Origin of the sequence: Thermogemmatispora sp. (genome assembly GCF_019683635.1) — a bacterium.
Taxonomy (GTDB): domain Bacteria; phylum Chloroflexota; class Ktedonobacteria; order Ktedonobacterales; family Ktedonobacteraceae; genus Thermogemmatispora.
The window spans coordinates 1-14,549 of record NZ_JADGIA010000129.1 but is presented as its reverse complement, the minus strand read 5'-3'; the positions used below and the strand labels follow the sequence as shown (position 1 = coordinate 14,549).

10 protein-coding genes are annotated in these 14,549 nt (G+C 62.5%); 2 read left to right on the top strand and 8 right to left on the bottom strand.

Translation table 11 applies throughout. The annotated features are described in order from the left end of the window. Positions 1-162: 162 nt before the first annotated feature. On the bottom strand, positions 163-393 hold the full coding sequence (locus IRZ31_RS14280) for a hypothetical protein (RefSeq protein WP_052887657.1): 231 nt from the start codon (positions 391-393) through the stop codon (positions 163-165). A gap of 813 nt (positions 394-1,206) precedes the next feature. Here IRZ31_RS14280 and ugpC point away from each other — a divergent pair. Beyond that, on the top strand, positions 1,207-2,316 hold the full coding sequence (gene ugpC, locus IRZ31_RS14275; RefSeq protein ID WP_297154770.1) for a sn-glycerol-3-phosphate ABC transporter ATP-binding protein UgpC: 1,110 nt from the start codon (positions 1,207-1,209) through the stop codon (positions 2,314-2,316). 286 nt (positions 2,317-2,602) lie between these two features. Here ugpC and IRZ31_RS14270 read toward each other — a convergent pair whose 3' ends face one another. From IRZ31_RS14270 to IRZ31_RS14245, 6 genes are all read right to left on the bottom strand, one after another. Beyond that, positions 2,603-3,532 (bottom strand): ribonucleotide-diphosphate reductase subunit beta, encoded by a 930-nt coding sequence (locus tag IRZ31_RS14270; RefSeq protein WP_297154768.1) that lies wholly within the window; start codon positions 3,530-3,532, stop codon positions 2,603-2,605. 366 nt (positions 3,533-3,898) lie between these two features. After that, positions 3,899-6,361 (bottom strand): 3-hydroxyacyl-CoA dehydrogenase/enoyl-CoA hydratase family protein, encoded by a 2,463-nt coding sequence (locus IRZ31_RS14265; protein ID WP_297154765.1) that lies wholly within the window; start codon positions 6,359-6,361, stop codon positions 3,899-3,901. Positions 6,362-6,363: 2 nt separating this feature from the next. After that, positions 6,364-7,560, bottom strand: a complete 1,197-nt coding sequence (locus tag IRZ31_RS14260; protein ID WP_297154763.1) for a thiolase family protein — start codon at positions 7,558-7,560, stop codon at positions 6,364-6,366. Positions 7,561-7,802: 242 nt separating this feature from the next. Continuing rightward, positions 7,803-8,234 carry a MaoC family dehydratase gene (locus IRZ31_RS14255; protein ID WP_297154761.1) on the bottom strand — a complete coding sequence of 144 codons (432 nt, stop codon included), beginning with the start codon at positions 8,232-8,234 and terminating at the stop codon, positions 7,803-7,805. Between the two features lie 307 nt (positions 8,235-8,541). Next, entirely contained in the window at positions 8,542-10,335 is a 1,794-nt protein-coding gene (locus IRZ31_RS14250) for an acyl-CoA dehydrogenase family protein (protein WP_297154759.1), read from the bottom strand. A 250-nt stretch (positions 10,336-10,585) separates the two neighbouring features. Next, positions 10,586-12,406, bottom strand: coding sequence for a long-chain fatty acid--CoA ligase (locus IRZ31_RS14245; RefSeq protein WP_297154757.1), 1,821 nt, complete (start codon positions 12,404-12,406; stop codon positions 10,586-10,588). Positions 12,407-12,608: 202 nt separating this feature from the next. On the opposite strand from IRZ31_RS14245, the gene IRZ31_RS14240 reads away from it, so the two are divergent. Next, the gene (locus IRZ31_RS14240) at positions 12,609-13,412 is read left to right on the top strand and encodes a helix-turn-helix domain-containing protein (protein ID WP_297154755.1); all 804 of its coding nucleotides are present in this window, start codon (positions 12,609-12,611) and stop codon (positions 13,410-13,412) included. Positions 13,413-13,612: 200 nt separating this feature from the next. Here the strand turns inward: IRZ31_RS14240 and IRZ31_RS14235 are convergent, their stop codons facing one another. Continuing rightward, entirely contained in the window at positions 13,613-14,341 is a 729-nt protein-coding gene (locus IRZ31_RS14235; protein ID WP_297154753.1) for a hypothetical protein, read from the bottom strand. Positions 14,342-14,549: the final 208 nt, after the last annotated feature.

The window sequence follows — 14,549 nt, the reverse complement described above, 5'->3', positions numbered from 1 at the left end:
GCTCCTTTCCATCCCTGCCTCCCCCGTTCCCCCCGTCCTCTTCTTCCCCGACGACTCTCATGCCTGCAGCTCGCAGTCTCAAGCTTTGCTTCAACTCGCTCCCTCGACCAGAAAAAAAACGGCCCTTTGGGCCGTTTTGCTCAGAAGAGCCTCGCCGGCTCCCTAGTGCAGGGTATTGAGCCGCTCCGCGATCATCGCAATGGCCGCGTCGCCTACAATGGCCTGGAGCTGGTTGTGGAGCTGGCCCAGATGCTCCATTCTCGCAGTGATAAAGTCATGGCGCGAGACACCACAGGCCAGCCCGCTCAGGCCGCGCTGCGCCGCCTCGTATTCATCGCTGATCTGCTTGAGTAAGCGCGCGACTTCGCTACCCTGTTCCTTGGTCGTCAGCATGGTTTCCTCCCCTTCTCTGGTCTGGATCAAGCGATCAATAAGGTCTCCAGGGCGATCCCCTGCCGTTGAGCGATGTCAATAGCCACTCAGCGATTGTGATAACAATGTACGCTACTTGTTAGCAACATACTCGGTAACGCACACTCATAGTATGCATGAAAACATCTCCTCTTGTCTAGAGGCAACCTCTCCTTTTTTGAAATTTGACAGAGAGACTACATATTTCAATCAATGTTATGATGGCGATGTGCGCAACGTTATGGCTCTCCATCTGCTTTTGTAAGCTAGCAAGCTGACAGCATAATTACACAGGCTCGCGCCCCCGCTTCCGCTCAATCACCGTCAGCTAGTTAGGACCTTTGGGCTGGTCATCGGCCCCAGAGAAGGTTGGTCCTTTCTTGTGTATCATACTATAGACGAACAAGCAAACTGCCAGTCAAATACAAGCGCCGGCCTCCAGCACAACGGCGCTCTCTCGTCCCCAGAACGGGCCTCGCCCATCAGACGCTGGCTAGCCCTCAGAGCCTCCACCTGAGCGAGGCAGCCGAGAAGCTGTCTCGCCCTTCTCCGTTCACGCAAGCAATGCGCATTGCAATCGATGGGCGTTGTGTATATACTCTACATAGCGCTTGCCCAGGTGAAGGTAAGGAGAACCTCAACCTGGCACTTTGGGCAATTGGTGCGCGAAGAAGCCCCGTTGACTCCCTTCTGACCTCGCAGTCAGTTGCAACGTGGCACCAAGCGACAGCTCTTTACCAAAGGCCCTGACAGATTCAGGAACGGATCTGTCAGCAAGAGCGAAAAGGAGTTAATATGGCCCGTGTAAGCTTTGTACACGTTTACAAGCGGTTTGACAAGGTTGATGTGGTACGCGACATCAACCTTGAGGTGAAGGACCAGGAGTTCCTGGTTCTCGTCGGCCCATCGGGGTGCGGCAAGAGTACCTGTCTGCGCATGATCGCTGGGCTAGAGGAGCCAACCGCTGGAGAGATCTACATCGGCGACATGCTGGTGAATGGGGTGGAGCCGAAAGAGCGGAATGTGGCGATGGTTTTCCAGAACTACGCCCTCTACCCTCACATGAATGTCTTTGATAACATGGCCTTCAGCCTCAAGCTCCGTGGTGTCCCCCGCCAGGAGATTAAGAAGCGCGTACAGGAGGCTGCTGAGATCCTCGAAATCGCTCATCTCCTCAATCGCAAGCCCAAGGAACTCTCCGGTGGCCAGCGACAGCGTGTGGCGCTCGGGCGCGCCATTGTGCGTGATGCGCAGGTCTTCCTGATGGATGAGCCTCTGTCAAACCTGGACGCGAAGTTACGTGTGCAGATGCGGGCAGAGATCATTAAGCTGCACCGACGTGTGCAGACGACTTTTGTGTATGTGACCCACGACCAGGTGGAGGCGATGACAATGGGGGATCGCATCGTGGTCTTGCACCAGGGAGAGATTCAGCAGATGGGGCCTCCACAGGAGCTGTATGACCACCCTGCCAATATGTTTGTGGCTGGCTTTATCGGGTCGCCGGCAATGAATTTCTTCCCGGGCGCTCAGGTGGTAGAGGATGAGGGCGGCGTGAGCATTGTGCTGGATGGTTTCGGGCGGGTGCAGGTGCCGGCCTGCCATGTGGAGAAGGCCCGGGCGGCCAAGGGGCGCCCGGTGATCTTTGGCATTCGTCCCGAGCATTTGCGCGATGCGACCCTGCTGCCGGCGGGCGCTGATAGGGCTTCAATGATTATGGCTCCGGTCGATGTCGTAGAGCATTTGGGGAGCGAGGTCCAGGTCCATATGTCGGCCAATGGCACGACTGTGGTGGCCCGCCTCGATCCGCGCTCGCATCCGGTGGTCGGTGAGCCATTGCGACTGCAGGTCGATGTCGAGCAGATCCACCTCTTCGATGCAGAGACAGAGAAGGCTTACTTCTAGCACTCGGGCACTGATCCGTCTGGATTGACGTGACGGCCTGCCTCCATTTCCCTTTGTCAGACGGGTAAGAGGGTTGATCACTCAGGCCAGGCTGGTCGGCAGGTTCACTGCTGGCGCCGGCCTGGCTTTTTTCGGGCTGCGGGCCGCGCTGTCTTTCTCCCTCCCTCTCTTGGTTTGAGGGTACGCAGCCAGGGGGATCAGCAGAAGAGGGCGCGGGCCTTCACACCCCCACAAAGACCCGCGCCCTCACTTCATCACTGGCTCAGTTCACTCGCCTCAAGCCAGGCTAGGCGACCGCTGGCAGGAAGTCAGAGGGGACGCCGATGACCTTGAGCTTCTTGCGCAGCGAGTTCATGCCGAACCTGAGCAGCTCGTCGGGGTCCTCGCCAAAGCTGCTCAACAAGGCCCGCTGGAAGTCCGAGAGATAGAGGATGTCATGGATCTGCGGCATCCATTTCTGGATGGTGTCGCGGATGACCCCGGCATAACGGGCATCTTCCTGCACCATGTCACGCAGGAAGCGCACACCGAAGAGGACATGGCGCGACTCGTCGCGGGCAATGGCGTTGAAGCCCTGCTGGAAACCTGGATACCAGCCCATGCGCTTGTTGCGGTTGAGCATGCTGCGCTGCCCGGCCAGGGCCAGGGTGCCCTCAGTGATGATGTGATAGAGGGTGACGCCTTCAACCAGGTGCTCCAGCTTCTCGGGCTGGGCCTGGATGCGCTGGCCGATCTCGACCAGGCCCTCCATCAGGATCTGCCGCTCGCTTTCGCGCAGCAGGGGACGGATCTGGACAAGCAGGGCCTCGATGTCTTCGCCTTCAAAGCCTAACGCTTCGCGGAAGAACCGGTCAAAGAAGACGGAGTGGCGCGCTTCGTCGACTAGCTGGGTGGTGAGAAAGATGCGCTGTTCTTCTTTGGGGGCAGCGGCACAGTAGGGGATGAGGGTGTGGGTGACGCTGACTTCGCCCTGGAAGAAGACGACGAAGCCGCTGATGTGCACCGGACGGGCTGCCTCTTCGATCTGGCTCCATTGCTGGCGGTCAGCGCTGAAGTCGATGTCCTGGGTGCTCCATTGCTGCTTCTCCCAACGCTGGTAGAGTTCGCGATAGGTCGGCAGGTTGACGAGTTTGTCGTCGATCTCGCCAACGATGATGGCATCTCCTCCCAGTTGACCAAGCTCTCGCAGTGAGGCCTTGCTGACGTCGATCGCCATGATGGACTCGGCTCCTTTCCTTTCCTTGCGGCTAGGCCCCCGCTTCTGCGCGGAGGCAATCCTGCATTCCGCTGTCCTGGTGCGTTCTCTGGCAGCACCGCACGACTCCGCCCGGCAGCAGCGAGCCGGAACGGGCGCCGGTCGGCGCTGCCTTGCCCACCAACCCACCGACATCCGCCGCTGTCGCCCCGCGACCGACCACGCCGCGGGCAGGCAGACGCTCTGGCCCGCGAGGTTTCGGTCGCTGCGGTGGCCCAGGGCCGTCGTGGGCGGCATCGCCCACGGTCCGGCCCTGGCCTCGGTTGGCACGAGCTTGGCCCGATCGATGCGCTAGCGATGATGTTGACTGCTCGCTATTGAGCAGGCTTAGTTGCGCAGGGGCTTGCCGGTCATAAGGATGGCCTGCATGCGCTCCTGCGTCTTCTCCATGCCGCAGAGGCTTAAGAAAGCCTCGCGCTCCAGATCAAGCACTTGCTGCTCGGTCAGCGGTGTCAGCGGCGAGGTGTTGCCGCCGGTGACGATGCGCGCCAGATGGCGCCCGATGACCGCATCGTGCTCGGTGATTTTGCCCGCGAGCAGCATGTTCTCGATCTGCTGCTCCAGGACCAGGCGCCCGCCCGGCCCGGGCAGCAGGAGCATGGCCGGCTGCGGCGGCTGCCAGCGTCCTGCTTCGCGCGCTTCGGCCAGGCGCAAGGCATCGGCCTTGGCGTCGCGTAGCAGGAGATCGCGGTTGGTGGTGATGCTGTCGCTCCGACGCAGGAAGCGGTATTCCTGCGCCTCGACCGCGCTGGTGGCGACGGTGGCCATCGCCACCAGTTCAAAGACGCGCCGCGGGGCGGCAAATGGTCCTCCGGCGCTACGCGATTGCTGGTCTTCGAGACGGGCCCCGTGGCGCAGGAGGAGTTCCTTGACGCCGCCACCGCCCGGCACGAGACCAGCCCCGACTTCGACGAGGCCAATGTAGGTCTCGGCATGCGCGCGGACGTGGCTGCTATGCATGACGATTTCACAGCCGCCTCCCAGGGTGCGCCCGGTAGGGGCTACGACGACTGGGATGGGGCTGTATTTGAGGAGCATGTTGACCTGCTGGAAGGAGTTGACGGCCTGCTCCAACATCTCCCACTGGCCGTTACGCGCGCCGACGAGCATCAGGAAGAGGTTGGCGCCCGCCGAGAAGTCCGGGGCGTCGTTGGCAATGACGATGGCCCGGAATTGCTTCTGCCCCTCTTCGACGGCGTAGTGCAGCATCTCGATGATGTCCTGGTCGATGGCGTTCATCTTGGTGTGGAATTCGACGCAGACGATGCCATCGTCCAGGTCGATCAGTGAGGCCGAGCCATTCTCTCGGATGACCTTGTTCTGGGCCTTGGCTACGCTGAGGGAGAGGCTGCCGCGCAGCTGCGGGACGGGCTGGTAGCTGCCGCTGTGGAAGTCGAAGTAGCGCCGCTGCCCAATGGGGCCGCTATAGAAGCGCCCTTCTCCCTGGGTGATGACCTGGCGTACTAGCTCGGGCAAACGGGCGCCGTGCTTTTCAACGAGAGCGCTGAGTGTGGCCGGCGCCTGCTCTTCGCTGACATCTTTAAAGGATGGATGGGCCCGTAGCACACGATAGAGTGTCTCGGGATGCTCCAGGAGAATATCCCAGCCTTCAAAGCTGCCCAGGTCAAAGTTGAAGCCCCAACGCATGGCCTGGTCAACGGCCACGATGCTGTCGGCGATCTCCGGCGCCAGCCGCGCGGCGTAGATCAGCGAGTCGGCCAGGGTCTCGCGCGCCAGTTGGGCGGCGCGATCGTTGCCATTGAGGACGGTCAGCATGCGCTGGGCGGGATCGTCGATGTTGCGAGCGGCCCCGATGGATTCGAAGCGTGGCTTCTGTTGCGGCTGATACTCCAGGGTCTGCAGGTTGAGTTCGAGAATAGTGGATTCGCCGCCGGGATTCTTGATGCGCTTGTAGAAACCCTGGCCACTCTTCTCACCCAGCCAGCCGCGCCGTACCAGCTCGCGCACAACCTCGGGAACGCGGAAGACCTCGCGCTCGGGATCGTCGGGGGCGTTCTCGTAGATGTTGTCGGCGACGTGCACCAGGGTGTCGAGGCCGGAGAGGTCGGCGGTGCGGAAGACCGCCGATTTGGGGCGGCCCATGCTGGGGCCGAGAATGGCATCGACCTCGCTGACGGTGTAGCCCTCTTCGAGGGCGCGCCGGATGGTCGACAGGAAGCCGTAGACGCCGATGCGGTTGGCAATGAAGTTGGGCGTGTCTTTGGCCAGGACAACCCCCTTGCCCAGTACCTCGGTGGCGAAGTCCTGCATGAAGCTGACCAGGGCCGGATCGGTCTGCTGGTCGGGAACGATCTCCAGCAGGCGCATGTAGCGCACCGGGTTGAAGAAGTGGGTGATGAGGAAGTGCCGGCGGAAGCGCTCGCTGCGCCCGGCGGTCAGCAGGTGGGCCGGCAGGCCGGAGGTGTTGGAGCTGACGATGGTGTTGTCGCCCAGCAGCGGCTCCAGTCTGTCGTAGAGCTGCTGCTTGACGTCGAGACGCTCAAAGACAGCTTCGACGACCCAGTCGGCTTGCGCAGCTTCTTGCAGGTTGTCCTCGATATTGCCAACGGTGATGAGCCTGGCTTTCTCTTTGCTGTAGAAGGCGGCGGGGCGGGCTTTGAGGGCGCGCTCCAGGCCGGTGCGCGCGACGCGGTTGCGGTCCTCGCCAGCGTCAGGCGGGACGATGTCCAGCAGGAGGCTGGGAATGCCGACGTTGGCGAGATGGGCAGCGATGGCGGCCCCCATGACGCCGGCCCCGATGACCGCTGCTTTGCGAATCTGGTACCCCATGACTACGACAACCTCTCGATGATGGTCGCTACGCCCTGGCCGCCACCAACACAGAGGGTGGCCAGTCCCAGGGTCTTATCGGCGGTCTGCAGGTCGTTGATGAGCGTGGCGACGATGCGGGCGCCGCTGCAGCCCAAAGGATGGCCCAGGGCAATGGCGCCTCCGTGCGGGTTGAGCTTCTCTTCGTCGATGCCCAGTTCCTGGATGACGGCCAGATTCTGGACGGCGAAGGCTTCGTTGAGTTCGATGATGTCGATGTCGCTGAGCTGCATGCGCGCACGCTGCAGAACTTTCTTGACCGCCGGAACCGGTCCAATGCCCATGATGTCGGGCCGCACACCGGCGACGGCCATTGCGACGACGCGCGCCAGCGGCTGGATGCCGAGTTCGCGGGCTTTGTCGGCAGACATGAGGACGACGGCGGCGGCTCCATCGTTGAGGGGGCTGGAGTTGCCGGCGGTGACGGTGCCGTCCTTGATGAAGGCCGGTTCCAGGGCGGCAAGCTTCTCCAGCGAGGTGTCACGCCGCGGCCCTTCGTCGGTGTCCATGATGCGCCCATCGGGCAGCTTGACCGGGATGATTTCGCGCTTGAAGAAGCCGCTGTCAATGGCGGCAACGGCCCGCTGATGGCTGCGCAGGGCGAAGGCGTCCTGGGCCTGGCGGCTGATGTTGTATTTGCGCGCCAGGTTCTCGGCGGTCATGCCCATCGGGATGTAGCTGTAGAAGCCGTATTCTTGCTCGGTGGGCGGATAGGGCCAGTCGTATTTCTCGCCTTCGGCAGGCTTGATGAGGCGTGGGTTGAAGCTGGGGTTGAAGCCGCCCATCGGGACGCGCGACATGCTCTCGACGCCGGCAGCGACAATGGCCTCGCCCTGGCCCAGCATGATGCTCTGGGCGGCCATGTTGACGGCCTGCAGGCTGGAGGCACAGAAGCGGTTGACGGTGACGCCTCCACAGGTCTCGGGCAGGCCCGCCAGCGGGGCCACGATGCGCGCCATGTTCATGCCCTGCTCGCCTTCGGGGAAGGCACAGCCAAGGATGACATCTTCGATCAGGGCTGGATCTAGCTGCGGTACGCGATCAAGGGCGCCGCGAATGGCAAAGGCGGCCAGGTCGTCGGGACGAACGTCCTTGAGAGCGCCTTTGTTGGCGCGCCCGATCGGTGTGCGCACGGCACTGACAATAACAGCATCTATCATGGGGGATCTGCTCCTCGTATCGGCTTGTTGTGACAACTGTGCACCTGCCCGGGCGGCATCCGTTTGACCGCCCGCAGGCAGCACAAGATTGCCTGTGATGTACTTGATACTTCGCTGACATGTACTGAAGAGACAGACATTGCACACGGGCCGCGGACAGTCTGCGACAGAGCGAGGCGGCCCGGCCTCGTCCGCTGGCAGTCGGACAGCGTTGTAGTCAGGGGGCCGGCTGTCCGCCCTGTTCAGCTGCGCTCTGTGTCTGGGCTGGCAGGCTCCGGCGCCTGGCGAATGATGCCGCGGGCGCTCCCACGCAGAACCTCCTTGCCGTGCTGATTGCGGCAGACAGAGACCAGTTCTAGAGAGAGGTAGCCGTCTCCTGGTTCAAGACGGCTGACGGTCATCTCGCAGCGAATACGGTCGCCGGCGAAGACTGGGCGCAGAAATTCCATCTGCATGCTGCGCGCGATAAAGTTGAGATCGCCGCCCAGCTTCGTGGGGATGCTGGCGGTGAGCAGGCCCTGAACCATCAGTCGGCCCTGAGCGTCAGGCTGCATGTGATGGTGGCCCTTGTCGCCCGAAAGTTCGGCAAAGAGGCGGATGTCCTCCGCGCTAAAGGTGCGCTCGTAGCTCAAGACATCGCCAACCTGTAAGGGTCGCTGACTCTTGTTCTCCATAGACTCCTTGCTCCTGGCTTCTGGCACTCCTTCCTCTCCTGCCGCTCAGGGCAGGGAGGCTGGCCAGCGCGCCGCCAGAGAAGGCCATCCCTCAGCGGAGAGGCGGTGACCAGCCGGCGACGGCGGCGGAAAGGCGAGCTGGCTGGCGTTGCAGCCCTCTCTCGCCGGCAATCCACCAGCCGCCGTCGGCCTTTGGCACTCGGTCACGCTATCCACACAGGATAGCTATGGGGGCAGGAGAGAGAATCTGTCTGCTCGCTTCTTTCCTTGCCCCCTGCTGGCTTTGGCCAGCGGTGAGCGAGCTGGACTAGAAGTGCGGCAGCGGGTAGCCTTTCTTGGCCACAACCTCGGCGGCGATGTCGCGCTGCAGGGCCACGCCGTTGATCAGGTAGTCGCCGACGTAGGCGCGCACGCGCGCCAGCTCCTCGCTGACCGTCTCCGGCTCAAAGTAGGTCATGATCATCTGATCCAGATTGAGGCGGATGCGCGAGTGGGCCAGCCAGGTCGCCAGTTGCGCCAGCTTGCTGTGTAGGGCACTGTTCTCGTCGCCGCGGCGGATGGCCTGGATGGCGCGCGCCAGGGCGCTATCACTGGCGTAGATGTCGATCAGCAGGTTGGCCAGGTACTCGATGAACTCCTCTTCGTTCTCCAGGGCCTGCATGTAGCGCATGGCAACGCGCATGCCGGCGTAGATAGCCACATCCTTGGCACGCTCGACCGCATGGACGGCAGCCCGCAGCTCGGCTGGCACTTCGTCGCCCGGGGCCGGCAGGGCCTCGCCTGACTTGATGCGGGCCTCGATGGCCGGGTAGCGGTTCATCAGGTCGATCTTGCCGCCCAGGACGCGGCGGAAGAGGGTGCCGGCGGCCACCAGGCGGTTGATCTCGTTGGTGCCCTCAAAGATGCGCTGGATGCGCGCGTCGCGATAGGCTTTCTCGATCGGGTACTCCTGCATGTAACCGTAGCCGCCGAAGATCTGGACGCCCTCGTCGACGACGTAGGCCAGGACTTCGCTGCCGTGCACCTTGGCAATGGAGTCCTCGATGGCAAATTCTTCGATGGCCTTGAAGACCTGCTCGGTGTTCTCTCCGGCTCCCCGACGGGCGTTCTCGATGTTGGCGGCAGTGCGGAAGACCTCGCTTTCGGCTGCGTAGGTCTCGGCGGCCATGCGCGCCAGCTTCTTTTGAATCATGCCGAATTCGTGCAGGTATTTGCCGAAGGCTTTGCGCTCGGTGGTGTAGGCGGCAGCCAGGTCAAGGGCTGTGCGCGCGCCACCGACGGCGCCAGCGCCGAGCTTGAGACGCCCGATGTTGAGGATGTTGAAGGCGATCTTGTAGCCTTTGTGCAGCTCGCCCAGCAGGTTTTCGACAGGCACCGGCGTGTTTTCAAAGTAGACCTGGCGCGTCGAGGACCCTTTGATGCCCATCTTGCGCTCTTCGGCGCCGGTGGAGATACCCGGCCAGCTTGTCTCGACGATGAAGGCCGAGGGCCGCTGGCCATCGACACGCGCGAAGACAACCATGAGGTCGGCAAAGCCGGCGTTGGAGATCCACTGCTTGGTTCCGTTGAGCAGGTAGTATTTGCCGTCCTCGGAGAGACGCGCCGTCGTGCTGAGGTTCATGGCATCGGAGCCTACGCCTGGCTCGGTCAGGGCGTAGGCCGAGATCCATTCACCGGTGGCCAGCTTCGGCAGGTATTTGCGCTTCTGCTCTTCCGTGCCATAGAAGACGATCGGCAGGGTGCCAATGGTGGTATGGGCGCCGAAGGCCACGCTGAATGAGGCTTCGTGGATGGAGGAGGCGACGATCGCGCTGGTGAGCAGGCCCAGCTCGGCCCCACCATACTGCTCGGGGATGTCGATCATGAGCAGGCCCTGCTCGCCGGCTTTCTTGACCAGTGAGGGCATGACGCCCGGCTCCTGGTGCTCAACAGCCTCTAGCTTGGGCAGGACCTCGCGCATGACGAAGGTGGCCGCCGATTCGGCAATCCAGCGCTGTTCGTCGTCACTCTGCTCCAGAGTGAATATTTTGTCGGCACTCTCGCTGACCGGAGTCAGCAGGAAGGCCGTTCCGCTCTCTGTGGGCTTCATCGTCATAGACATGCTCGGTTGTACCTCCAGTGGCTGGCACCAGGCCGGCATTGGCCTCGCGGACGGCGCGCTGCTCTAGCGCCCGCCCGTGCCGCCCAGGTCAGGCGAGGGTCCCAGCCATTTGCGTGTTGCTGTGAATCGGTTTCAGGATCAATTGTCACTGGCACAGCGCCGGGTCCGGCAGGGCAGACGGACGGACGAACGGAGCCACAAGGGCGCGGGCCGCTCTCCATCGATTCCACCGGCCTGGCCCGGCAGCAGGCTAGTTGCTCTTTTGACTGGCGCTCCGCTGATTGAGCCATTGCTCGCGCAGCTCGCGACGCAGAACTTTGCCTACGAGAGACTTGGGCAGGCTCTCGCGAAATTCGACGATCTTGGGGACTTTGTATGCTGTCAGCTCTTTGCGACAGAAGGCCACGATCTCTTGCCGGGTGGCGTCGTTGGCGGCGACGCCCGGTTTGAGAACAATGAAGGCGGCCACGGTCTCACCGCGGTATTCGTCGGGCACGCCAACTACTGCCGCCTCTTGTACGGCAGGATGACGGAAAAGTACTTCTTCAACCTCGCGCGGGTAGACGTTGAAGCCACTGGCAAGGATCATGTCTTTGGCGCGCTCGACCAGGTAAAAATAGCCTTCTTCGTCCATCTTGCCAAGGTCGCCGGTGCGCATCCAACCGTCGCGGAAGATGGTCGCGGTCTCTTCTTTGCGGTTCCAGTAGCCCTGCATGATGTTCGGCCCGCGGACAACCAGCTCGCCGATCTCGCCCGGCGGCAGGAGTTTGCCGGTCTCGGGGTCCATGATGGCGGCCTCGACCTCGGGCAGGGGGAGGCCGATGCTGCCTTCGCGCACGTCGCCGTTGAGCGGGTTGCAGTGGGTGACGGGCGAGGCTTCACTGAGGCCATAACCCTCTACAAGATGCCCTCCCGAGAGGCTCTCGAAGTCGTGACGCACTTTGGCCGGCAGCGGCGCCGCACCGCTGATGCAGTAGCGGATCGATTGGAAGGCGCGGCTGTCTTTGCCGGCTTCGCGCATGATGGCGATGTACATGGTCGGAATGCCCGGGAACATGGTCGGGCGGTAGCGCTTGATGGCATTCACGACTTCCCTGGGCTTGAATTGCGGGAGCAGCACCATGCTGGCCGCCGCCAGGATGCCAAGGTTGAGACCCACGGTCAACCCGTAGGAGTGGAAGAAGGGGGCCACGCAGAGGCCGGTCTCGCTGGCATCATGGGCGCGCGGTGTCCAGTAGCGCGTCTGATAGGCGTTGGCCAGCAGATTGCGATGGGTGAGCATGGCCCCCTTGGAGAGGCCGGTGGTCCCTCCTGTGTATTGCAAAACGGCCAGGTCCGAGCTGCGCGGCGGGTCGGGTACGGTGAAGACTTCTACCCCCGCGGTATTGCTGGGCTTGAGCAGGTCGCTCATGAGCAGCAGTTTGGGGTCGGAACGCAGCTCGTCTTTGGTCAAGGGGGGCTGCGGCTGCTTGTGCCGCTCACGGCGCTGGCTCAAGGGGTAGAGCGTGCGCAGCAGGGGCGGCAGGAAGTCAGCGGGACTGGTGATGATGATGTGCTCCAGCGCGGTCTTGTCACGAATGGCGCGCACGACCGGATAGAACATGTCAAGCATGATGAGGATGCGGGCCCCAGAGTCGGCCATCTGGTGCTGCATCTCACGCTGGGTGTAGAGCGGGTTGGTCGGAACGGCTATGGCGCCGAGCCGCAGGGTGCCGTAGAAGGCGATCGGATATTGCGGGATGTTGGGCAGGGCAATGGCTACCCGGTCGCCTTTCTTGATGCCGAGCCGCTGCAGGGCAGCAGCAAAGCGGTTGGCCAGAGCGGCAAATTGCGCGTAGGAGATGCGCGTTCCGTAATAGATGAAGGCGGTCTTCTCAGGATGACGACGGACTGTCTCGTCGAGCAGCCAGGTCAGGGGCTGGTCGGGGATCTCCAGGTGAACGGGGACGCCCTCTTCGTAATGCTTGATCCAGGGCCGCTTCGCCAACAGCTCCGCCTCGGCCTGCACCGTTGCGCTCATCGAGGGTTGTTCGTTCGGCTGTGTATTCTTGCTGACCGCAGAATCAGACATGGTCTCGCTCCTCATTGTCTGGTATCCACCAGGATACGCCAACCGGGCAGCCCACGATGGCCACCCTTCCGAGCATACAGTCCCCACTTGTTACTAGTATTATATGTTGCTCTTCCGATGATGGGTACGTTGCCAGCTAACAAATTTTGCGCCATAATGTGGATGTAGCTAACAGATAAAAGCGCACAAGGATGGTTCAGCGATGAGTCGGAGCACTGAGGCCCTTGAGCGTTCAGAGTTCGCTCGCCTCTTGACGGAGCTGCGCCAGCAGCATGGCCTCTCTCAGGGCCAGCTCGCTCAGGCCAGCCGCCTTTCGCGGACGTATATCTACCACCTGGAGGTGGGCATGCGTACGAATCCGTCCCCCCATGTGGTGCGCAATATCGCGCGCGCGCTGGAGCTGCAGGGCGCGGAGTGCCAGCGTTTCTATGATGCCTATACTCGCTTGACAGGCCAGCATGTGGAGCCGGATCGCCTGAGTAGCGCGCTGCTGGAGCTGGGCGAGCTGGCCAGTTTACTGGTGCAGAGTACTTCTTACCCGGCGCATTCGCTTGATCGCCTCTGGTTCCTCCATTCATGGAATGCTGCTTCCCTTCGCCTCTTCGAGATCGATCCCCTCCTGGCTGAGCAGCATCCCAAGCTGCATCTACTGGAGTTCGTCTTCGATCCCCAAATGCGCCGCCGCTTCCACGGCTGGGAAGAGCTGGCCCATCGCCTGGTGAGTGATTTTCTGTACAATACGCATACGATGACGCATCTGCCTGAGTATAAGGCTCTGTGGCGCCGTCTGCGCGAGTTGCCGGAGTTTAAGCGCATCGCGTCGGCAGCCTACCCCAGCGGGAAGCCAGCCCCGTCCTTTGTCTTTCAGGTGCAGCATAGTGAGCTGGGCCGCCTGACGTTGCGCACGGCCACTACGGTCTTTACGGGTATGAGCAGCTACTCGATGGTGAGCTATGTGCCGGGCGATCAGCAGACGCTGAAGATTTATCGTGAACAGGGCTGGTAAGGGCCGGGCCAGCCTCAGTCGGGGCCGGGCCACGGCTCGGGCCACTGGCGGTCTTCCCTGCGGACAGGTGGATCTGCCTTCGCACGATGATGTTCAACGAGCTGCCGGCCACAGGACCTGGACACTTTGCGGCTCGCGCCGGAATGGTGTCGGCGGCCCGCTCTCCTGTCTCATTTCGTCGCTCTCTTGTTCCTTTGAGGTTAGCGCCTCTCGTGGCTCTGCTCCTCCCGCGCCAGGTTGCTCCGGGTGCGGCGACCCAGTCGGCTGGCCAGCCAGTAGGCCCCCAGGCCCAGCGTGAGCGCCAGCAGGCCGTTCAAGAGCAGGCAGCCGCCCAGAAGCAGCAGAATGATTTGAGCAAACACGGGATCTTTTTCAAAGATGAAGGAGAGGACCGAGCCAATCTGGAAGCCGCTGTAGGTGAGCAGGTAGAGGACAAAGAAGGGGAAGAAGAGGATGGCATCGGCCAGCAGGTACCAGTAGGTGGCGCGCAGGGCCGGGCCAAGGCCGTGGGGAGGCGACGGCTGCCCGGGAACCGGCACGGGCGGCCAGCCGCAGGCAAAGTAATTGATGACGGCGAAAAAGCTCTGCCAGAGGCAGGCCCAGAGGGCATAGGCGATCATGAAGGCCAGGATGTCACCGAGCTGGAAGCGATCGATGAGGGCGTTGGCGAGCGGAGCGCCGAGGGCATAGAAGATAGATGACGTGGGGGGGACCAGCAGGATGCCATACCAGACGACGATGAGGATCAGGAGGGCGCTTCTGAGGGTAGGATCGGCTCCCGCCCAGAGTCCGCTTTGCCTTGAAGCATGGTCGGCCCGCTCCGACGTCTGCGCCTCCGGCCCCCTCAGCGCGGGCGCGCTCGGGACCACTTCGCCACCCCCCAGGGTCGGAGGTTCCGGCTCCGACTGGGGCGCACGCTCTTGCTCCATCGCGCAGTCGTCCTCTAGCCGGTGTAGCCGCACGCCAGGGCGCACCTGCTGAGCCTGGGGCGGCTACATCTGCGATGCTGGTGGTTGGCAGACTCTCCGTCTGCTCATAAGTATATCTGCTGAGCCTGGCCTTGTCCAGTGGCGGCTGAGCTTAGGATGGCGGCGATGCTGAGGCCGGCGGCTCCTGCTCCTGCGCCGGTGCTGGCTC

Coding starts and splice junctions, on each gene's coding strand:
- IRZ31_RS14245 (WP_297154757.1), bottom strand. CDS start 12,406: ATGTCTGATTCTGCGGTCAGCAAGAATACACAGCCGAACGAACAACCC.
- IRZ31_RS14255 (WP_297154761.1), bottom strand. CDS start 8,234: ATGGAGAACAAGAGTCAGCGACCCTTACAGGTTGGCGATGTCTTGAGC.
- IRZ31_RS14260 (WP_297154763.1), bottom strand. CDS start 7,560: ATGATAGATGCTGTTATTGTCAGTGCCGTGCGCACACCGATCGGGCGC.
- IRZ31_RS14240 (WP_297154755.1), top strand. CDS start 12,609: ATGAGTCGGAGCACTGAGGCCCTTGAGCGTTCAGAGTTCGCTCGCCTC.
- ugpC (WP_297154770.1), top strand. CDS start 1,207: ATGGCCCGTGTAAGCTTTGTACACGTTTACAAGCGGTTTGACAAGGTT.
- IRZ31_RS14280 (WP_052887657.1), bottom strand. CDS start 393: ATGCTGACGACCAAGGAACAGGGTAGCGAAGTCGCGCGCTTACTCAAG.
- IRZ31_RS14250 (WP_297154759.1), bottom strand. CDS start 10,335: ATGTCTATGACGATGAAGCCCACAGAGAGCGGAACGGCCTTCCTGCTG.
- IRZ31_RS14235 (WP_297154753.1), bottom strand. CDS start 14,341: ATGGAGCAAGAGCGTGCGCCCCAGTCGGAGCCGGAACCTCCGACCCTG.
- IRZ31_RS14265 (WP_297154765.1), bottom strand. CDS start 6,361: ATGGGGTACCAGATTCGCAAAGCAGCGGTCATCGGGGCCGGCGTCATG.
- IRZ31_RS14270 (WP_297154768.1), bottom strand. CDS start 3,532: ATGGCGATCGACGTCAGCAAGGCCTCACTGCGAGAGCTTGGTCAACTG.